At 56.6% G+C, this 20,762-nt stretch carries 21 protein-coding genes and 1 other RNA gene; 4 read left to right on the forward strand and 18 right to left on the reverse strand.

What is annotated here, in order from left to right:
* Nucleotides 1-52: 52 nt before the first annotated feature.
* From murG to rsmI, 11 genes are all read right to left on the reverse strand, one after another.
* On the reverse strand, nucleotides 53-1,144 hold the full coding sequence (gene murG / locus BLW01_RS00730) for an undecaprenyldiphospho-muramoylpentapeptide beta-N-acetylglucosaminyltransferase (RefSeq protein ID WP_092567580.1): 1,092 nt from the start codon (nucleotides 1,142-1,144) through the stop codon (nucleotides 53-55).
* Nucleotides 1,141-2,349 (reverse strand): putative lipid II flippase FtsW, encoded by a 1,209-nt coding sequence (gene ftsW, locus BLW01_RS00735; protein ID WP_092567581.1) that lies wholly within the window; start codon nucleotides 2,347-2,349, stop codon nucleotides 1,141-1,143. The genes murG and ftsW overlap by 4 nt, the downstream gene beginning before the upstream one ends.
* Nucleotides 2,334-3,719, reverse strand: coding sequence for a UDP-N-acetylmuramoyl-L-alanine--D-glutamate ligase (gene murD / locus BLW01_RS00740; protein ID WP_092567582.1), 1,386 nt, complete (start codon nucleotides 3,717-3,719; stop codon nucleotides 2,334-2,336). Before murD ends, ftsW begins: the two co-directional genes overlap by 16 nt.
* A 53-nt stretch (nucleotides 3,720-3,772) precedes the next feature.
* Nucleotides 3,773-4,855 carry a phospho-N-acetylmuramoyl-pentapeptide-transferase gene (gene mraY / locus BLW01_RS00745; protein WP_092567583.1) on the reverse strand — a complete coding sequence of 361 codons (1,083 nt, stop codon included), beginning with the start codon at nucleotides 4,853-4,855 and terminating at the stop codon, nucleotides 3,773-3,775.
* A gap of 9 nt (nucleotides 4,856-4,864) precedes the next feature.
* On the reverse strand, nucleotides 4,865-6,235 hold the full coding sequence (locus BLW01_RS00750) for a UDP-N-acetylmuramoyl-tripeptide--D-alanyl-D-alanine ligase (protein ID WP_092567584.1): 1,371 nt from the start codon (nucleotides 6,233-6,235) through the stop codon (nucleotides 4,865-4,867).
* Complete coding sequence (locus BLW01_RS00755; RefSeq protein ID WP_092568065.1) at nucleotides 6,232-7,746, reverse strand: UDP-N-acetylmuramoyl-L-alanyl-D-glutamate--2,6-diaminopimelate ligase; 1,515 nt, start codon at nucleotides 7,744-7,746, stop codon at nucleotides 6,232-6,234. Before BLW01_RS00755 ends, BLW01_RS00750 begins: the two co-directional genes overlap by 4 nt.
* A gap of 11 nt (nucleotides 7,747-7,757) precedes the next feature.
* Entirely contained in the window at nucleotides 7,758-9,422 is a 1,665-nt protein-coding gene (locus BLW01_RS00760; RefSeq protein WP_092567585.1) for a peptidoglycan D,D-transpeptidase FtsI family protein, read from the reverse strand.
* Between the two features lie 53 nt (nucleotides 9,423-9,475).
* Entirely contained in the window at nucleotides 9,476-9,793 is a 318-nt protein-coding gene (gene ftsL, locus BLW01_RS00765) for a cell division protein FtsL (RefSeq protein WP_092567586.1), read from the reverse strand.
* 7 nt (nucleotides 9,794-9,800) lie between these two features.
* Entirely contained in the window at nucleotides 9,801-10,757 is a 957-nt protein-coding gene (rsmH, locus tag BLW01_RS00770; protein ID WP_092567587.1) for a 16S rRNA (cytosine(1402)-N(4))-methyltransferase RsmH, read from the reverse strand.
* Nucleotides 10,758-10,822: 65 nt separating this feature from the next.
* Nucleotides 10,823-11,181, reverse strand: an RNA gene (rnpB, locus tag BLW01_RS00775) — RNase P RNA component class A.
* A gap of 44 nt (nucleotides 11,182-11,225) precedes the next feature.
* A complete protein-coding gene (gene rsmI, locus BLW01_RS00780; RefSeq protein ID WP_092567588.1) occupies nucleotides 11,226-12,098 on the reverse strand; it encodes a 16S rRNA (cytidine(1402)-2'-O)-methyltransferase in 873 nt (290 codons plus the stop codon).
* Nucleotides 12,099-12,142: 44 nt separating this feature from the next.
* Between rsmI and BLW01_RS00785 the strand changes: the two genes are divergently transcribed.
* From BLW01_RS00785 to BLW01_RS00800, 4 genes are read left to right on the forward strand one after another with little or no spacing between them, the layout of a single operon-like run.
* Complete coding sequence (locus BLW01_RS00785; RefSeq protein ID WP_092567589.1) at nucleotides 12,143-13,987, forward strand: penicillin-binding protein activator; 1,845 nt, start codon at nucleotides 12,143-12,145, stop codon at nucleotides 13,985-13,987.
* Entirely contained in the window at nucleotides 13,971-14,339 is a 369-nt protein-coding gene (locus BLW01_RS00790) for a YraN family protein (protein WP_092568066.1), read from the forward strand. Before BLW01_RS00785 ends, BLW01_RS00790 begins: the two co-directional genes overlap by 17 nt.
* Nucleotides 14,340-14,362: 23 nt before the next feature.
* Nucleotides 14,363-14,965 carry a phosphoheptose isomerase gene (locus BLW01_RS00795; RefSeq protein WP_092567590.1) on the forward strand — a complete coding sequence of 201 codons (603 nt, stop codon included), beginning with the start codon at nucleotides 14,363-14,365 and terminating at the stop codon, nucleotides 14,963-14,965.
* Nucleotides 14,962-15,540, forward strand: a complete 579-nt coding sequence (locus tag BLW01_RS00800) for a BON domain-containing protein (protein WP_092567591.1) — start codon at nucleotides 14,962-14,964, stop codon at nucleotides 15,538-15,540. The genes BLW01_RS00795 and BLW01_RS00800 overlap by 4 nt, the downstream gene beginning before the upstream one ends.
* A 67-nt stretch (nucleotides 15,541-15,607) precedes the next feature.
* On the opposite strand, the gene BLW01_RS00805 is transcribed toward BLW01_RS00800, so the two are convergent.
* The 7 genes from BLW01_RS00805 to rplM all read right to left on the reverse strand — a co-directional run bounded on the left by BLW01_RS00805 (nucleotide 15,608) and on the right by rplM (nucleotide 20,575).
* Nucleotides 15,608-16,087, reverse strand: coding sequence for a ClpXP protease specificity-enhancing factor (locus BLW01_RS00805; RefSeq protein WP_092567592.1), 480 nt, complete (start codon nucleotides 16,085-16,087; stop codon nucleotides 15,608-15,610).
* A gap of 62 nt (nucleotides 16,088-16,149) precedes the next feature.
* On the reverse strand, nucleotides 16,150-16,776 hold the full coding sequence (sspA, locus tag BLW01_RS00810) for a stringent starvation protein SspA (RefSeq protein WP_092567593.1): 627 nt from the start codon (nucleotides 16,774-16,776) through the stop codon (nucleotides 16,150-16,152).
* 155 nt (nucleotides 16,777-16,931) lie between these two features.
* A complete protein-coding gene (locus tag BLW01_RS00815; protein WP_092567594.1) occupies nucleotides 16,932-17,669 on the reverse strand; it encodes a cytochrome c1 in 738 nt (245 codons plus the stop codon).
* Complete coding sequence (locus BLW01_RS00820) at nucleotides 17,669-18,928, reverse strand: cytochrome b (protein ID WP_092567595.1); 1,260 nt, start codon at nucleotides 18,926-18,928, stop codon at nucleotides 17,669-17,671. The genes BLW01_RS00815 and BLW01_RS00820 overlap by 1 nt, the downstream gene beginning before the upstream one ends.
* Complete coding sequence (gene petA / locus BLW01_RS00825) at nucleotides 18,928-19,524, reverse strand: ubiquinol-cytochrome c reductase iron-sulfur subunit (protein ID WP_092567596.1); 597 nt, start codon at nucleotides 19,522-19,524, stop codon at nucleotides 18,928-18,930. Before petA ends, BLW01_RS00820 begins: the two co-directional genes overlap by 1 nt.
* A 220-nt stretch (nucleotides 19,525-19,744) precedes the next feature.
* The gene (rpsI, locus tag BLW01_RS00830; protein WP_092567597.1) at nucleotides 19,745-20,134 is read right to left on the reverse strand and encodes a 30S ribosomal protein S9; all 390 of its coding nucleotides are present in this window, start codon (nucleotides 20,132-20,134) and stop codon (nucleotides 19,745-19,747) included.
* 12 nt (nucleotides 20,135-20,146) lie between these two features.
* Nucleotides 20,147-20,575: a 50S ribosomal protein L13 gene (gene rplM / locus BLW01_RS00835; protein ID WP_092568067.1), complete on the reverse strand. Its 429-nt coding sequence runs from the start codon at nucleotides 20,573-20,575 to the stop codon at nucleotides 20,147-20,149.
* Between the last annotated feature and the right edge of the window lie 187 nt (nucleotides 20,576-20,762).

The following is a 20,762-nucleotide window of genomic DNA, read 5'->3' on the forward strand; positions in this document are numbered from 1 at the left end:
GCCGCGGTTATCATTGCCACGCTCTGCCTGGCAAATGGCGTTGGATGTTGTACTAGCGCTCAAGTCCTGTCTCCATACAGCCAGCCACCAGGCGATCAACGGCATCGACATGCGCACTTGCGCGTACCTTTTCCGCCATGGTGGCAAGAATTTGGGGATTCAATAACGAGGACAGTCGTTCGGCGAGAGACGATGACGTCAGGTCACGTTGCAAGAGCATGACGCTACCCCCCGTATCGACAAGCCCTTTCGCATTGATGGCCTGATGATCGTCAACGGCATGAGGAAAAGGAATCAACAACGATGGCTTGGCAGCCGCCGCCAATTCAGACACCGTCAATGCGCCTGCACGGCACACGACTAGATCCGCCCAATCATAGGCCGTTGCCATATCCTCGATGAATGCTGTCACTTCTGCGTCAACGCCATGCTCCAGGTACGCCTGGCGTGTCGATTCCTCCTTGTCGCGACCAGCCTGATGCCAGACTTGTGGGCGTCGTTCCCTCTCCAGAAGACTCAATGCCGTCGGCAGTGTCTCGTTCAGCACTTTTGCACCCAATGACCCACCGACCACCAATAGACGCAGTGGTCGTTCACGCATCGAGTCGCTATCATGTGGCTGAGTACCGAGTGACGCTATCGCTTCACGTACCGGATTGCCGATCACCTCGACATTGTGTCCTGGGAATGCATCAGGGAATGCCGCATAGACACGCTTGGCAAAGCGGGCCAGTACCCGGTTTGTCATTCCCGCAATCGCATTTTGCTCATGAATCAGCACCGGTCGGCCCATCAACCAGGCAGCAATTCCCCCCGGGCCACTCGCGAAACCGCCAAGACCGACCACGACGCCGGGATTGACCTGACGGATAATGCGACCCGCCTGCCATACGGCGCGGGTAAGCCGCCAGGGTGCCATCAACCAGCCGACCATACCGTTACCCCGCAAACCGGCAACGGAAATACGATGCAACGAAAAGCCGGCATCAGGCACCAGGGTATTCTCGATACCATGCGGACTGCCCAGCCAGGACACCTCTATCCCCTGTGCAGTCAAGCCCTGCGCCAATGACAAGGCGGGTATGACATGGCCTCCAGTACCTCCGGCCATGATCAAGGCACGCTTGGGATTGCCCCGGCTCATTGTTTCGCTCCTTTTCGATATCCCGCTGTTCGGGCGGTTTTCCTTGATGCGGTCGGTCTTGAGCGCCTGACCCGTCGACGAGTCTCGATATCGACCCGCAGCAGCATCGCCACCATGACACAGCTGACCAGCAGACTGGAGCCACCATAGCTGAGCAATGGAAGTGTCAACCCTTTGGTGGGCAACATACCAGTGCTTACCGCGATATTGATGAAGGTCTGGGCACCAAGCACGAGAGCGATCCCATAACTGAGATATGCAGCAAACGGCAGTTTGACCAATTCCGCATTCCGTCCGATGACCAGGCCGCGATATATGAGCAGGGCAAACAGGATCACCACGCTCATCGCACCAATCAGGCCCAGTTCTTCGGCAATCACCGCAAAGACGAAATCCGTGTGAGCCTCGGGCAGATAGAACAATTTCTGAACACTGTTTCCCAACCCGAGCCCTAGCCAATGCCCCCGGCCGTAGGCTATCAGAGCCTGGGTCAACTGATAGCCACTGGCGAACTGATCCGACCAGGGATCGGCGAAACTAGTCAATCTCGCCAGCCGGTAGGGTTCAGCAATCGCAACAACAAACCCCAACGCCCCGACAGCCATCAGCAATAACAGAAAACGCCACCAAGGGGCACCTGCCATCAGCAACATTCCCAGCACCCCCCCCATCAGCACTACTACGGCACCATAATCAGGCTCCAGGATCAGCAAGCCGGAAAAGATAAGAGCCACGACCAATGGCCGCAGAAAAGCGCCCCACTGCCGCCGTACCTCAGGCAGAAAACGTTCCAGATAACCTGCCAGATACACGATCAAGAATAGCTTCGCCACTTCCGATGCTTGAAGGTTGAAGGGGATCCCGGGAACAGATAACCACCGTTTGCTGCCGTTGACTTCGCGTCCCACCAGCAACACCATGATCAGCAACACAAAACCCAGCAACAGCAAAAAAGGCCCGTTAACCCGCCACCAGGCAAGAGGAACACGAGTCACACCTGCTGCCGCCGTCAGTGAGATAAGAATGAAAAGACCATGACGGAGGCTGTAATGATACGGATTGCCTGTCAGGCCGGAAGCGACTTCCGTGGACGCGGAGGTCACCATCACCCATCCAATGATGAGCAGCGCCAGAGCCGCCACCAGCAACCAACTATCAAACGGATAGCCCTCGGTTGAGAATCGTTGGGTCAGCGATCTTCGCATGACGCCTCCCCTGCCGACGAACGCACCCATCGGCAGAATACCTCACCCCTCGCCTGATAACCGGTAAACTGATCAAGACTAGCGCATGCCGGCGATAACAGGACGCAGTCACCAGGCTCGGCTATCGATCGTGCATGCGCCATGGCCTGCTCGAGATCCGACACCCGTGAGATAGCGAGGAAGGAAGGCAATGCCTGCGCCAGACGCTCCGCATCCTGCCCGAACAGAACGGCTGCACGCGCATAGGTCGCTAACGGTTGGGCCAATGGCGTAAAGTCCGCATCCTTACCAACCCCACCTGCCAACAACACCAACTTTCCCGGAATCGTCGGCCCTAGACCATGAATGGCAGCAAGCGTTGCACCGACATTGGTTCCCTTGGAATCGTTGATCCAGGAAACGCCATCGAGATCAGCAACCCACTCTCCCCGATGTGGCAACCCCGGGAAACGAGCCAGCGCTTGTCGCATTGCCCTGAGCGGCAACCCCAAGTGCTGTCCCATTGCCAATGCAGCTAATGCATTGGCCTGGTTATGCCGCCCACGCAATCCCATGTCGGTGGTCCGTATCAGTGGTTTACCGCCATGCATCAACCATGTCTCGCCCTCCAACTCGCTGATTCCCCACTCCTCATCGACGGGCTCCTGTGTCGTGAACCGATCCAGCGCCGGCACATCCATCACCGGCCAGGTTCTCTCGTCTTCGCCATTGACTACAGCATGGCGGGCACCCCGAAATATCGATTGTTTAATGGACCCATAATTCGCCATGTCTCCGTGGCGATCGAGGTGATCCTCGCATAAATTGAGATACGCTGCGGTCTCAGCGCCTAACCAGACGGTCGTCTCAAGCTGAAAACTCGACACTTCGAGCACGAACAGCTCAGCGTCAGGATGTTCATGCAGCAAATCCAACGCTGGCGGTCCGAGATTGCCGCCAACCGCCACCCGTCGCCCGGCCGCCCTGGCCATCTCACCCAACAACGTAGTCACGGTCGACTTGGCATTGGAGCCAGTGATTGCAGCGATGGGAACGCAACACTCGCGCACGAAGAGCTCTATCTCCCCGATTACAGGAATACCGTGGCCCTGAGCATGTCGTGAACGTGCTGCTGCCGCCAATTCCGGCATTCGCGGATCGACACCCGGGCTCAGCACGATTTCACCGGCCTCACTCATATCCAATTCGGAAAGCGGACCGCAATACACCGGTACATCGGGATGGTCGACACGAAATGACGCCAACCCCGGAGGGGAAGGTCGCGTATCGGCTAGCATGAAAGGCACATTGCGCTCGGCCAGATGACGGGCAATGGCGCCTCCTGACACCCCAAGCCCAACAACTAGCGTCATCCCGAGCGGGACTTTCATAGTGACACCTCTTGGCCAGATAGCCGTACGGTTTTTTCGGGAGGAAAACTGCGTCAACGAAGCTTGAGTGTTGCTAGACCAAGCAGGACCAGAACAACCGTAATGATCCAGAACCGGACGATGACGCGAGGTTCAGGCCACCCTTTCAGTTCATAATGGTGATGTAGCGGTGCCATGCGAAAAATTCGTCGTCCAGTCAGTTTATAGGAACCGACTTGAAGGATGACCGATACGGTTTCCATCACGAAGACCCCACCCATGACGAACAAGACGATTTCCTGACGCACGATTACCGCAATCACGCCCAGCGCAGCACCCAACGCCAAAGCCCCGACATCCCCCATGAAGACCTGGGCCGGGTAAGTATTGAACCAGAGGAAGCCCAGGCCGGCGCCAGCAATCGTGCCACAAAATACCGCTAATTCCCCGGCGCCAGGAATCACCGGTATATGCAGATAGGTAGCGAATACCGTATTCCCGCTGGCATAGGCAAATACCGCCAATCCCATCGCGACCAGGACCGTCGGCATGATAGCCAGACCGTCGAGCCCATCGGTCAGGTTGACAGCGTTGGAACTCCCAACGATCACGAAATATGCCAGGACAATGTAGAACAGCCCCAGTTGGACGACGACATCCTTGAAAAACGGAACGATCAGGCTCGTTTCAACCGGGCCTGCCGCCGTCAGATACAGAATCGCCGCTGCCGCAAGGCCAATCAGAGATTGCCAGAAATATTTCCACTTCGCCGGTAACCCCCGTGGATTTTTCTCCACGACCTTGCGGTAATCATCGATCCAACCGATGGCGCCATACCCAAGCGTCACGCCCAGCACGACCCAGACGTAATGATTGCGAAGGTCCCCCCACAGCAGCGAGCTGATAGCGATTGCCATCAGGATCATGGCTCCCCCCATGGTAGGGGTGCCCGCTTTGGACAAATGGGACTGAGGCCCATCATCCCTGACGGCTTGCCCGATCTGCCTCTCGACCAATCGGCGGATCATCATCGGTCCCAACCACAAGCACAACAGGAGAGCGCTCAGAGTCCCCATGATGATGCGAGTCGTGAGGTAATTGAAAACATTGAAGGCGCTTTGAAATTGCGCTAAAAACTCGGCCAGAAAAAGCAGCATGTATTCCGTTCACCTTGATCCATCACAACGCAGCGCATCCACGACTCGTTCCATGGCCGCACTACGTGACCCTTTAACCAGCACGCTGGCTCCCGTCGGAAGATGCTCTCGAGCGTATCCGACCAACGCCTCCCATTGCTCGAAATGACATCCCATGTCGCCGAACGCATCAACTGCCGGTTTGGCATCCGTCCCCATCGCTACCAGGCATTGAACACCACATGCCCTCGCATAGTGGCCGATATCGGCATGCAATTCCGGCGAGGCATCTCCCAACTCCGCCATGGCGCCCAACACGCACCAACGAGGAGAAGGCCACTCGGCCAACAACTCAAGAGCCGCTTTTACCGCCCCGGGGCTCGCATTGTAAGTGTCATCGAGTATATGAGTGCCACGAACGCCATCAACAACCGCCATACGCCCCGGCATAGGGCGAAATGACGACAACCCATTCACGACACGTGTCTCGGATACCCCCATGGCCAACGCGCATGCCGCCGCCGCCAGGGCATTGGATACATTGTATCGTCCCAGCAACGACAGGGTGACGCGCCCCAGAGCACGCCCATCCAGCAATAGCGTGAAAGCATAGCGCCCCAACGCATCACAGACCAGCCCACTGGCACGCAGCCTGGCCGCCGGATGCATCCCAAAATCCAGGACGTCATGAGGCATGGCCAACCGTTGCCAGACAGAAAAAAAGGCATCGTCCCGGTTCAGTACCGCCACACCATCATCCGGTAAGCCCGACAAGATCTCCCCTTTGGCTTGAGCTATACGCCCACGACCGCCGAACTCCCCGAGATGCGCACCGGTCACATTGGTGATGACTGCCACATTGGGTGCTGAAAGTGCCGAAGTCCAGGCGATCTCCCCCAGATGATTCGCGCCGAGTTCGATAACGGCATATTGATGCTCCGGGCGTAACGAAAGCAGCGTCAAGGGAGCCCCGATGTCATTATTGAAGTTCCCCTGCGAGGCCAGAACCTCATGATCACCGCCTAATAGAGAGGCCACCAGTTCCTTGACGGTCGTCTTGCCACTATTGCCGGTAATCGCAACCAGAGGCCCATCCCAGGCTCGGCGCCGTGCCTGTCCTAAAACACCCAAAGCGAGCCGGGTATCCTCCACAACCAGCTGCGGCAGGTCATCATCGATCGGTCGGGACACAATGGCAGCGATGGCTCCGGCTTCACGGGCGTTGGCAATGAAGTCGTGCCCATCAAAGCGCTCTCCAACCAAGGCGAGAAACAGGTCCCCGGGAGCCAGAGTCCGCGTGTCCGTCACGATGCGATGGCAGACCTTTTCTTCGGCCTCGGGACAATCGATCGCGAGAATGTCGGCAATATCTGCCAGAGTCGCCAGGCCACATTGCGTCATTGTTCGTCCCTTTGAGCTTGAAGCGCAGCAGTGGCCACGTCGACATCCGAGAATGCATGACGCACTCCATGTATCTCCTGATAGGTTTCATGACCTTTACCGGCAATCAGCACCACATCTTCCGCCTCTGCCTCGCGAATGGCATGCTCGATCGCTCCATCTCGGCCACCGATGCACCACGCACGTTGGGGCGATGCCTCATCCAGGCCGGCCATGATATCCTGCCTGATACACTGCGGCGCCTCGGTTCTGGGATTGTCATCGGTAACAACCAGCAGATCGGCATGTGCCTGCGCCGCTTGAGCCATCAACGCCCGCTTGCCCCGGTCTCGGTCACCGCCACACCCGAAGAGACACCATAGGCGGCCATGCTTACCGCGATGGGCGCGCAACGCTTGTAGTGCATTGGCCAAGGCATCCGGCGTATGTGCATAATCAATCACCACGCTGGGCTGTCCAGGAAATGATAACAATTCCATACGTCCAGGAACCGGCTTGAGCGCGTCGGCAGCCTGAAACAGGGCATCCAGATCATCCCCCAACCCCCAGGCAGTCGCGATCGCCAGCAGTACATTATCAAGGTTGAAGCGTCCCATTAACGAGAGCGCCAGCTCACGCTCTCCTTGCGGTGTCGCGACCAGCGCTCGCTGCCCCTCCTCATGCGGAGTCCACTCGACGACTCGGAGTGTTGCTGCCTCCTGATCACCGCACGCCAGTACCCGAACATGCTGCGCCATACCTGACAGCATCAGACGAGCCAGTGCATCATTACCATTGACCACGGCCACCTGAAGCTCCTGACGCTGAAACAGTTTGGCTTTGGCAGCCGCGTATGCCGCCATGCTGTCATGGTAGTCGAGGTGGTCGCGACTCAAATTGGTGAACACTGCCGTATGCAGACGACATCCCCGCAAGCGTTGCTGATCCAGCGCATGCGAGGAGACTTCCATGGCAATACGCGAGATACCCCGATGTGCCATGTCACCCAGTTGAGCCTGAAGCATCAACGGCCCCGGCGTGGTCAAGCCACTGTCGATAAGCTGTCCTGCAGGCCCGAATCCAAGCGTTCCGATCAAACCCGCACGATGCCCCAGCGCATCACTCAACTGGGCCAGATAGTGGGTTACCGAACTCTTGCCATTGGTACCGGTCACGCCAACCAGCGCCAGAGTATCCGGCACCGCAAAGAGTTTGTGTCCCAACTCTCCCAAGCGTTGCTGTAGCGCAACGAGTCCCAAAACGCATTGCGAGGTACCACCGCTTTCCGTCACTCCCTCATCGTCATGACGCAAGACCAAGGACGCACCGGCAGACAGCGCCTGCTCGATGAATTGCCTGCCATCGACGTGAGTGCCTGGCAATGCCAGGAAAACATCTCCCTTATCGACATCACGACTGTCCGTCACCAGGCGAAGCCGTTCCGGGACGTCCTCTGCCAGGTACCGGTCACTTAGTGCTTCCGGCCACATGGCATCGAGACAAGCAAGCAGGTGATCTCGTTCGAGGTGCATCAAATTGGCCATTAGCGCTCCTGAGCCTCAGACTGCTGGTCGGGTGGGACGTCCAGCAGCCGCAATGCACTCCCCGTTACCCGGGAAAAAACGGGCGCCGCGACCGCGCCACCATAATACTCATCGCCCCGAGGATGATCGATCATCACGACCGTCACAATGCGAGGCTCCGACACAGGGGCAATGCCTGCAAACAAACTACGGTAGGCATCTTTTTCATAACCTCCCGGAGAGGACTTGCGTGAAGTCCCCGTTTTCCCGGCAATACGATACCCCGACACAGCAGCCCGATGTCCCCCCGCACCTGGCTGCACTGACTCTTCCAGCATCCTCAAGAGCTCATGGGATATTTCTGGATCGAAGACCTGCGTGCCCTCAGGTGATTCATTGCGCTTGAGCAGCGACGGCTCCAAACGCCGTCCATCATTGGCAATAGCGGTATAGGCACTGGCCAGTTGCAGTGTCGATACCGACAGGCCATATCCATAGGAAAGTGCCGCACGTTGGCTTCGTGACCATCGCACCGGCGGCGGTACGCTGCCGTCTGCTTCCCCCGGAAATCCTGTTTCGGGCGGCTGGCCCAACCCTAAAGCGTTATAGCGTTCCCAAAGTGTCGTGTCATCGAGCTCCAGTGCAATGCGTGACATACCGATGTTGGACGATTTTTCGAGTATCTCCGCCAGTGTCAAGCGGCCATAGTTGCGAAAATCATGGATCGTGAACCCATCGATACGCATCCAGCCAGGCGATGTGTCGATGACAGTATCCGGCTCGTACTCCCCTGTAGATAATGCCGCAGACATCGCCAGCGGTTTCATGACCGAGCCAGGTTCAAAGACATCAACGATCGCCTGATTGCGCAATCCGCCAGGATCCATACCGGCGCGATCATTAGGATTGAACGAGGGGACATTGGCCATAGCCAGGACTTCGCCATTGCGGTTATCGATCATCACAAGGCTGCCACCTTTGGCATCATGCTCGGAAACGGCTGACTTGAGTTCACGGTAGGCCATGTATTGAAGCCGTTGATCGATGGATAGCGTCAAATCCCCCCCGGGTTTCGCATCCTGCAACAGCTTGACATCACGCACCAGTCGGCCGCGTCGATCTTTCAATACCCGTCGTTTGCCCGGCTCCCCGGCGAGGTGCCGTTGATAGGCAAGCTCCAACCCTTCCTGGCCTCGATCGTCGACATTGGTGACACCCAATAACTGTGCCGTCACCTCACCGGAGGGATAATAACGACGGTACTCATTCTCCGCATGAACACCCGACAGGTTCAGATCCAGAACACGCTGCGCCGCTTCAGGGGTCAATTGACGGCGCAAATACATGAACTCGCGATCCTGATAACGCTCGATGCGGGCATTGAGGTCCTCCAGATCCATATCGATCGCTCGGGCCAGCATCAGACGCTGAATATCATCTGCCGGTAGCTCTTCAGGCTCGGCCCAGAGCGTCACTACCGGTGTGGAAATCGCCAGAGGCTCACCATTGCGGTCCTTGATCATGCCTCGGTGTGCGCCAAGCGACTCCGTACGCAACGTTCTCGCATCGCCCTGTCCCTGCAGAAACGTACGATCGATGATATGAAGATCGACGATGCGCATACCCAGCAATCCCAATGCAACGATGACGATCGTGACCATCAGGGCATAACGACCACCACGCATCGGCTCCATCGCGGGAGAGCGGCGTGACCTTGCGGATTCGCGGTGCTCTTCGCTCACGGACGAATCACCTCGGCCTCGTTGACATCAGGAAGGCGCATATCCAAGCGTTCCCCCGCCAGTTTTTCGATCCGTGCCGGGGATGACCATGCACTCTCTTCCAGCAGAAGTTGCCCCCATTCCGTCTGGAGTTGGTCCGCTTCCTGTTCGAGACGTTGCAGACGTGCATATTGCTCGCGCGTCAAATGCGCACTGGTAATGACTGCCAATGCGGTCCCCAACAGCAACAACAGCAAACCTATCACCAACAGCAGCTGCCCACTGGGACGCCACCGGGCGCCAATTGCAGGGAACAAGGCTCGTCCTTTGAGCATATCCGTTTCACACCAGCTTGCGCGCTGCGCGCAACACGGCACTGCGAGCGCGTGGATTGTCGTCGACTTCGCTTGCCTCTGGCCGCCTGGCTTTTCCCATCATTTCCAGGCGCCTGGCCAATTCATCATCACGAACGGGCATACCGCGTGGCAAATGACTATCGCCGCGTACATGCTCCCGAATGAAGCGCTTGACGCGCCTATCCTCCAATGAATGGAAGCTGATGACCACCAGGTGCCCTCCAGGAGCCAGTGCCTCCAATGCCGCCTTCAAGGCAGTGTCCAGCTGTTCCAGCTCGTTATTGATATGGATACGTAACGCCTGAAAAACCCGTGTAGCAGGATGCTTACCCTTCTCCCATGCTGGATGGGCGGCTTTCACGACCTCCGCCAGATCTTCGGTACGCTCGAATGGTCGCTCCTGGCGCCGCCGAACTATCGCTCGGCTGATACGTTTGGCAAAGCGTTCTTCACCTAACGATTTGAACACTCGTACCATTTCCGACTCACTGGCATATGCCAACCACTGTGCAGCACTCTCGCCACGGGTAGGATCCATACGCATATCCAGTGGCCCGTCTCGGAGGAAACTGAAGCCTCGTTGCGGATCATCCAACTGAGGAGAGGACACCCCGATATCGAGCAATACCCCCGCAAGTCGACCATGGACACCGTGTCGTTCGGCGACTTGATCCAAGCTGGCGAACTCACCGGCTTCCATAAAGAAACGGGAATCATCGATCGACCGGGCGGCTTGCAACGCCTCGGGATCTCGATCAATGGCAATCAGGCGTCCGGATGGCGAGAGGCGATTCAATATGGCACGCGCATGACCTCCCCGTCCGAAAGTGCCATCCAGATACACACCGTCAGGGTCATTCACCAAAATATCCACGGCTCCATCAAGGAGCACACTGGCATGGCGATAGGTCGGCGGTTCCGGAAGGTTATCTGAAGACGTCATGCAATTCTCAATCTGTCAGGCCATGGCGGGATAGACGCCAGGGGCCCGATGACGACGGATGGAGTGAAGGGAGTCGGCCGATAAGCCGGGTTCTGTCTAAGACAGCCATTCATCTAGGAGGCATGTCGCCATACCTCTCGAGCAACCTACCCGAACCCGACGCGGGCCACGCCTATCGGGTTCCTATTTGGTCTTGCTCCGGGTGGGGTTTACCGTGCCACGCTCTGTTACCAGGCGCGCGGTGCGCTCTTACCGCACCCTTTCACCCTTACCGGCCTCCCGGAATCGGGAGACGTAGGCGGTCTACTCTCTGCTGCACTAGCCGTCGGCTCGCGCCGCCCAGGCGTTACCTGGCACCCTGCCCTTTGGAGCCCGGACTTTCCTCCCCCAACCTCGGGTTGGCGGCGGCTGTCTGGCCTACTCCCAAGCAAGGGAGAATAACAGCCTCCCTGCTACCGCTCAAGCGATTCACTGCTCACTGTGCTGCGCCCTCTCCTTGGCGAGCTGGGCACGCTCATACCAATCCTTCTTTCCACCCCCCAATAGTTTCGACGCGACAGCCGCCACCTGTTTGACGCCGACCTTTTCAGCGATCATGGCATCAACCAAGCGTTGTCCCTCCACATTGACTGCTGTTTCGTCGTGGGTCGAGTCGGCGCCCTCAAGCATCACGACAAATTCGCCTCGCGACTGGTCAGGGTCACGCTCCATGAGAGACTGCAGTTGAGCAGGAGCCCCCTCAAGAAAGGTCTCGAACGTTTTGGTCAGTTCGCGAGCTAGCACGACACGCCGCTCACCACATATACCCTCGATATCTTTTAGCGTGTGGCGTATTCGATGAGGTGACTCATAGAAAACGAGCGTTTCCGGTCGTTTCGCAAGCATTTCAAGCCGGGAACGTCGCGCGCTTGACTTGGCGGGCAGAAAACCATGAAAAGAGAAGCTGTCAGTCGGCAGGCCGGATGCCGATAATGCCGCGATCAGGGCACAAGCTCCCGGAATGGGAATGATTCGATGCCCTGCCTCACGCAGCGCCCGCACGAGTAGAAACCCAGGATCACTGATCAATGGCGTCCCCGCATCGCTGATCAATGCAACATCCTCACCGCGCTCAAGGCAGGCTGCGATCTGCGCAATACGGAAGTGTTCGTTGTGTTCATGCAGCGACATCAGCGGCCGCTCCACTCCGAAATGCCGCAACAGGCGACCGCTGTGCCTCGTGTCTTCAACGGCGATCAACGCCACATTTCCCAGAACATGAGCAGCACGAGCTGTCAGATCATCTAGATTCCCAATCGGTGTGGCGACCACGTACAATGCGCCGTAAGCTGATACAGTCATTGCGGTTCCGACATGCAAGTTACCCCAGACAAGGGATAGGATTTATGGACAAATCGCCTCGAAATTTCCTGGCGGCGGCACTGCTGGCGCTTCTGGTAGCCGGTTGCGCAGGACAGCCCGGCCCCGTCGAACGCGAGGATGCCGATCCTCAGGAACTGCTGGAGCAAGCCGAGGAACAGTCCGCTGCTGACGCCGCACGCAGTCGACTGGAAGCGGCTGATATCCTAGCACGTCGTGGCAATGAAACGCAGGCTCTCGATATCGCCAAGGCGATCGATGCCGGCCAGCTGGAAAACGAGCAGCGAATCCGCTGGGCCTTGCTCCTTTCGGAACTGGCTTTGGATCATGAGGATGACAGGGCTGTTATCGAAGCCACTCAATTGCTTGATGAAGACCGGGATATTGCTACAGAAGACGCCAACATTCTGCGTCAGAGACGGGGGCTGGCACTGGGTAATCTTGGAGAACCGCTAGCCGCCACGGAAACGTTGATCGCACTACAGGAAGACACCGACAATCTTGACCTGAATGACGCTATCTGGAAACAAATATCGCGTCTCGGCGAACGTCAGCTAGACAGTCTGGCGGCAGATGCCTCTCGATTGATGAGAGGCTGGACGGAATTGGCGTCACTGCAACAACGCAGCGGCGGCGATATCAACCGTTTGATCCGGCTGTATGATGACTGGCAGGAGCGCTACTCCAGCCACCCAGCAGCCCGCCGCTCTCCTGCCAAACTTGACGCCTTGCGTGATTTGCGTGATGAGCAAGTGGAACGTATCGCTGTCCTGTTACCGGAATCCGGTTCACTTGCTGATGTCGCCGGGGAGATACGTGAAGGCATGGAAGCGCGGCACATGCAAGCCGTCGAGGACGGCGAATCCACGCCACAAATCACATTTCTCGATTCCAGTAATAGCGACCTGGAATCGCTTTACGCCGAGGCGACCATGAATGGAGCACAGGTCGTGATCGGTCCATTGGACAAGGATCAGGTCAGCAGGCTGGAGAATCGCGACGAACTGCCCTTGCCCACCCTGGCACTGAACTACGGGCAGTCCGAGGAGAATCAGGCCGACAACCTGTTCCAATATGGTCTGTCGGCCGAAGACGAAGCGCGTCAAGTCGCACGCCGAGCCTATCTTGATGGCCATCGCCGCAGTGCCGTTCTGATTCCCGACAATGACTGGGGGGAGCGCGTCGGCGAGGCATTTCGGCGTGAATGGGAGACGCAAGGAGGCGACGTTGCCACCGCTCTGCGCTATAACCCCGACGCCTCCGTCACCCGTGCCATCGAGCGACTGCTGGATGTCGATGGCAATGATCGTGCCCGTACTGACGACATCGACATGATGTTCCTGCTCGCACTGCCCCGTTACGCGAGACAGGTTCCTCCAACGCTCGATTACTACTATGCAGAAGAGTTACCGATCTACGGGACATCGCACCTCTATGAAGGCCGACCACAACCCGACAGCGATCATGACCTCAATGACGTGTTCTTCATCGATATTCCCTGGCTGCTTCCCGATGCCGCTGTTGGCGGTGAAGATGCACTGCCCTATGCCAACACTTACAAGACGCTCAGTGAAGAGAGCGATCCCTCCCTGCTCAAGCTAAAAGCCATGGGGGTCGATGCCTACGAGCTCGCACGCCGCCTACCACAGATTCAGCAGATCAGTGGTACGGAAGTTTTCGGTGCCACTGGCACATTGCGCGCGCAGGATGATGGACGTATACAACGCACACTTCCCTGGGCACAGTTCATTGACGGCATCCCCCAGTTGCCCATGCAGAGTGCCGCAAGAGGCATCTTCGGCGATGATTTCGATGATGCCTTCGGGGAGGAAAAGGAGGAAGATGGTGACGACGATGACGATGAGTCATGACGCGCGAGCGCGTGGGCTCGCCATCGAGCGCCAGACCGAGAGATGGCTGCAGGAGCAGGGGCTGATTCCCATTGCCCACAACCAGCATGTCAAAGGCGGAGAACTGGATCTCGTGATGCGAGACGGCGGAACACTGGTCTTTGTTGAGGTCAAACATCGACGCAGTGCTCAACACGGACATCCACTGGAGGCAGTGACGCCCCTGAAACAGCGCCGATTGATTCGCGCCGCCCGTTTTTATCTGGCGCGCAACGGGATATCATCCCCTTGCCGATTCGATGTCGTCGCTGTGACAGGAATACAGCCATCCCTGACCTACGAGTGGATCAAGGCCGCTTTCGACGCTTTCTGAATGTTTCGGACCAGGATGTCACCATGGATTTCCAATCGCGCATACTCGATCAATTCAATGCGAGCATAGACACCAAGACCTATGCGAGCGAAGTGTTACCCCCCTTCATCGAAGTCGCTAGCCAGATGATGGTTCAGTGCCTGGTCAACGAAGGCAAGATCCTTGCCTGCGGAAATGGCGGGAGCGCAGGTGACAGCCAGCACTTCTCGTCCGAGCTGCTCAACCGTTTTGAGCGTGAACGCCCCAGTCTCCCCGCTCTGGCACTGACCACGGACACCTCCACATTAACCTCAATTGCCAACGACTACACGTACAATGAGGTCTACTCCAAGCAGATCCGTGCCTTGGGTCAACCCGGCGATGTGCTGCTCGCCATTTCGACCAGCGGTAACTCCGCCAACGTGGTACAGGCCATTCAGGCAGCCCATGACCGGGATATGACCATCGTCGCCCTGACGGGACGTGATGGTGGTAACATGGTATCCCTGCTCGGCCAGGACGACTGCGAGATCCGAGTCCCGGCCACAGTCACAGCTCGCATACAGGAAGTGCATCTATTGGTCATTCACTGCCTTTGCGACCTCATTGATGAACAACTTTTCGGCAGCAGCGAGTCTCTCACATGAAGATTGGATCATTGACTCCCATCGTATTACTCAGCTTGATGCTCGGTTTGAGTGGCTGCACGACAGTCGCCAATGTCACCAACTCGGACACAATCGAGGAAAACTACGGCAAGCGAACCATAGGCGCACGGGTCGAAGACGAAAGCATCGAGACCAAAATCGAGGTCAACCTGAGCAAGACCGACGCGCGTTTCGATGACGCACGAGTCAATGTCGATAGTTATAACGGCATTGTATTGCTCACCGGTCAGGTTCCCAGCGAGGAACTCCAGGAAAAGGCCCTGGATATCGCAGAAGATGTGCGAAACGTGCGAAAGGTCCACAATGAGCTCAGCGTTTCGGCGAACCTTCCCGCAGGACAGCGCATATCTGACGGCTGGCTGAGCACCCGGATTCGCACCGCGCTGGCGACCAACGAAAATATCGACGCCAGTCGAATTCGAGTCATCACGGAAAACGCCAGCGTCTACTTGATGGGCATCGTGACTAGAGAGGAGGGTGATCGGATCGCCAAGGCAGCCTCCGGTATCAATGGCGTCCAACGTATCGTCAAGGCGTTTGAATATCTGGACTAGTCATTATGCAGTTAGCTAAGTAAACAAGGCAGGCCTGATGGAGCCTGCCCCGAATGAACAAGCGCTCTCACTTGACGACTCGTAATGACGGTTTGCCTTTGTTGGGCGCTTTCGATTTACCCTCATCCTCGGCATCCGTAGCCGATGATTCGACGCTGGATAAATCGGGCTTTTTCTCGGCCTCATCGGATATGACAGGCTCCGACTCCTCTTCCGGCTCATCCTGACCAGGCATGACCGGCTCATGACCGAAGACCATGCCAACGCCATTTTCCCGAGCATAAAGAGCAATCAACGCATCGCTGGGTACCACCACTTCCATGGGGTGCCCCCCAAAGCGGGCATTGAATGTAATTGCATCGTTTCCTATTGAGAGTTCACGTACGGCCGACGGCGAGAGATTGAGCACAATCTGACCGTTCTGCACGAACTGCCTTGGCACCAGTACTCCTTCGCGTTCAGCATCCACGACGATATACGGTGTCTGATCGTTGTCCAGCAGCCACTCGTATAGTGCTCTGGCAAGATAAGGACGGCTAGATAACATGGGGGAACCTCGCTTTATCGCATACCGGATAGGTGTCACGATTTCATCGCTATTCGCTGAATTCAGGCGCGCATTTCCCGCTCGGCTTCGGAAAGCGATGCCTGGAAAGTGTCACGGGCAAACAGGCGCTCCATGTATGCCAGCAAAGGTTTGACCTGCTTTTCCGGCAATTCAATTCCCAATGCCGGCAAACGCCATAGCAAAGGCGCCATGCAACAATCCACCAATGAAAACTCTTCACTCATGAAAAACGGCATGTCTTCGAAGATGGGGGATATCCCCACCAAGCTTTCGCGTAATTCCTTACGTCCCCGGTCGGCGTCTTTCTTGGACCCACTGAGAATATCATCGACCAGCGGACACCATTCCCGTTCGATACGGTGCATCCACAAGCGACTCTGCGCTCTCGCTACCGGATAGACCGGCAACAAGGGAGGATGCGGAAAACGTTCATCCAGATACTCCATCATCACCTTGGATTCGTAGAGTACCAAGTCCCTATCCAGCAGAGTCGGCACACTGTCATAGGGGTTCAGGTCCGCCAGCTCCTTGGGATGATTGTCTTCCGTAACATCCAGGATGTCGACAGCCACGCCTTTCTCGGCCAAGACGATACGCACTCGATGACTGAAGTGGTCGTCACTCCCGGAATAGAACGTCATCGACGACCGCTTTGTCACTACACCCATGAAACAATCCTCACATTTGTCCGAACCCGAATGATAACACGTCCTGACTGTGACACGCTGCCCATATACAGTACCGGACTTTCGATATCTGGCATAAAAGTCAAAGGCGCATGGCCCTGAGACCATGCGCCCTCATGTCGAAGATCACTGCTGGATCAATGCACGTCCCGCCAGTACTCTCGTTTGAGCAGGTAGGCTATGACGCCGAAGATGAACAGGAAGATCAAGACCTTTGGCCCCAATGTATTGGCCTGGAGCTTGGAGGGCTCCCCAACATAGGCCAAAAAATTGGTGAGATCGTAGACAGCCTCTTCGAATTCCTCGGGCTCCATCTCGCCAGGCTCTGTCACCTGAAGCACATCGCACGACCCATCCCCACTCGCATCTTCATCTTCAGGGCATACTTTCTCCTGGACCCCTTGCAAGGGCTCCAGCACATTAGGCATGGCCACCATATCGAAGACTTCGTTGTTGACGCCCGTGGGCTGATCTTCATCCTTATAAAAGGTCAGCAGGTATGAATATATCCAGTCGGTCCCTCGTAACCGACTGTGTAGTGTCAGATCGGGCGGCGGCGCTCCGAACCAGTTTTCCGCATCGCCCTTATCCATGGCGATATGCATCTGATCATTGAACAATAAATCGGAGGAGAAGATGAGATTGTCCTCGACCAGATCTTGAGGCATATCAAGATCACTCGCGGCGCGCGAGAAACGCTGATACTCCAGGGAATGGCATCCTAGGCAATAATTGACATACAGCTTCATGCCATTTTGCAGCGATGCCTTGTCCTCAAGATCCGGTGTCATCGAATACGGCAAGTCACTACTGGGCGCGGCGACACCGACCAAGGGAACCAGCGCGAACAGCAGTGCGAACAGTTGCTTTTTCATTAGCCAGTCACCCTTTCCGGAACGGGTTTTGTTTTTTCTATCCGTGTGTAGTACGGCATCAGCAGAAAGAACGCGAAATAGACTGCCGTACAAATCTGGGAAATCTGAGTCCGCACTCCAGTGGGTGGCAATACTCCCAGCACTCCCAGAATGCAGAAGCTGATCACAAACAGCCCCAGCATGATTCGTGAGAACCAGCCCTTGTAGCGCATCGAGCGTGCTGGACTACGATCCAGCCAAGGAAGAACGAAGAGAATCGCAATCGCCGCTCCCATGGTCATGACACCAAGGAACTTGGCATCAAGGCCGAACAGGGAGAAGGTCACAGACCGCAACATGGCGTAAAAAGGCGTGAAATACCACACCGGCGCGATATGATCCGGTGTCGATAGCGGGTCAGCGGGTTCGAAATTGGGCTTTTCGATAAAATAACCGCCACCTTCAGGAAAATAGAAGACCACCACGCAGAACACGAAGAGGAAAACGGCGACCCCAAACAAGTCCTTGACAGTGTAGTAAGGGTGGAACGGTATGCCATCCAGGGGTTTGCCGGAAGCATCCTTCTTGTCCTTGATTTCGACCCCGTCAGGATTATTGGATCCGACTTCATGCAACGCAATGAGGTGGAGGACCACCAATCCCAGGATGACGATAGGCAACGCCACCACATGCAGCGCAAAGAACCGGTTGAGCGTAATTCCCGACACGAGAAAATCGCCACGAATCCACTGCGCAAGGTCAGGCCCGATAAGAGGAATCGCCGAGAACAACGAGATAATCACCTGAGCGCCCCAATAGGACATCTGCCCCCATGGCAGTAGATAGCCCATGAAGGCCTCGGCCATCAGCACCAGATAGATCGTCATGCCGAACACCCAGACGAGCTCTCTCGGCGCGCGATAGGAACCGTACAGCAAGCCGCGGAACATATGCAGATAGACAACGACGAAAAATGCCGACGCCCCCGTTGAGTGCAGGTAGCGAATCAGCCACCCGTATTCGACATCACGCATGATGTACTCAATGGAGTCGAATGCCCCTTCGGCCGAGGGGTTATAGCTCATGGTAAGCCAGACCCCGGTCAGGATCTGGTTGACGAGCACCAACAACGCCAGTGAGCCAAAGAAATACCAGAAATTGAAATTCTTAGGGGCATAATACCTGGACAGATGCTCCTGCCACATCTGAGTGGCTGGGAAGCGGTCATCCACCCAACGCATGAACCCACGTTCCGCCTTGACGCGATTCGGATTACCCATCAGGCGCTCTCCTTGTCTTCCCCAACCCAGACGATATTGTCGCCTTCATAGCGATGTGGCGGCACTTCGAGATTGGTCGGCGCCGGGACATTGACGAACACGCGACCAGCGAGGTCGAAGCGCGACCCGTGACAGGCACAGAAATAGCCACCCGGCCAATCGCCTCCCAGATCAGAAGCCCCCGGCTCAGGACGGAATGTCGGCGAACAGCCCAGATGGGTGCAAATGCCTACCAGGACGCCGACTTCGGGCTTGATGGAGCGAAGGGGACCAGAAATATATTCCGGTTGTTGGGGATCCTCAGAGTCAGGGTCCGCCAGTTGTGAGGTATCCAAATTCTCCGTCGCTTCGATCATTTCCTTGCTACGGCGCACCAGCCATACCGGCTTGCCGCGCCACTCGACGGTCATCTGCTGACCTTCCTCAAGCTTGGAAATATCGGCAGGTACAGGCGCTCCCGCTGCCCTCGCTCTGGCACTTGGCTGCCATGAAGCGACAAAGGGAACCGCAACCCCGACAGCACCCACCGCCCCCACGACGGTAGTCGCTCCCACGAGGAAGCGGCGTCTCCCTTTGTTGATGCCGTGCTCTGTCATTGTAATGTTTCTCCCATCAACTCACCCGCGGTCTCTATTGTTCGCTGATGCCGGGCGACTCACGGACATTAATCCAAGCTATGGTAAAAAAGTGAACAGTTCAACACAAGATAAGCAGTCTCTGACCTAAGTTGCATATGAGGCTTATCTATTTGATTTACATAAGAAAGCGCCCGGGCATTTTTTGACCCGGGCGCCACAACTGCTATGGAAAGCGCGATTAACGCTTGGAGAACTGAGGACGGCGACGCGCCTTGCGCAAGCCGATCTTCTTACGTTCCACGCTACGTGCATCCCGAGTCACATAGCCGGCGGTACGCAACGGCTTACGGAAATCCTCGTTGTACTGAATCAGGGCACGGGTGATCCCGTGACGGATAGCTCCTGCCTGGGCAGAGCCCCCGCCGCCGGACACAGTGACGTAAACATCGAACTGATCTTGAGTCTCGGTCAACTCCAGCGGCTGGCGAACGACCATATGACCAGTCACGCGACCGAAGTAATCATTCAGTTCGCGATTGTTGACAGAAATCTTGCCGGTGCCCGGCTTCAGAAACACTCGGGCAGTAGAGGTCTTGCGGCGCCCGGTACCGTAATACTGCTGTGACATGACGAGTACCCCTTAAAGGTTCAGTTCTTGCGGCTGTTGAGCGGTATGCGGATGATCGGCGCCTGCATAGACCTTGAGCTTGGAATGCATGGCACGTCCAAGCGGCCCCTTGGGTAGCATGCCCTTGACGGCCTTTTCAATAACGCGCTCCGGCGCATACTCGATCATACCTTCGAAGCTCATCGAACGCAGACCCCCCGGATAGCCGGTATGCCGATAGTACTGCTTGTCGCTCGCTTTGTTGCCGGTCACGCGAACCTTCTCGGCATTGACCACCACGATGTAATCACCGGTATCGACATGCGGAGTGTATTCGGGCTTGTGTTTGCCACGCAGACGGCGGGCAATTTCGGTTGCCAGACGACCGAGCGTCTTGTCCGTCGCGTCGACGACATACCAATCGCGCTGGACGGACTGCGGCTTAGCACTGAACGTCTTCATGAATTGATTCACCAAAATCGATGTATTGGGCCAACGTTTGCCATTCCTGACTTACGTGACCATCCCTATTCTTCTTGGTTGTGCCGTACGGTAGAGCTCGGTAAACGGCACAACGAGCCGAGCGAGCGCGCATTATACATGCCTGAAAAGGAAAGGTTAAGCGAAATCGATCACGAACTGCAGCCAT

The organism is Aidingimonas halophila (assembly GCF_900106955.1).
Taxonomy (GTDB): Bacteria; Pseudomonadota; Gammaproteobacteria; order Pseudomonadales; family Halomonadaceae; genus Aidingimonas; species Aidingimonas halophila.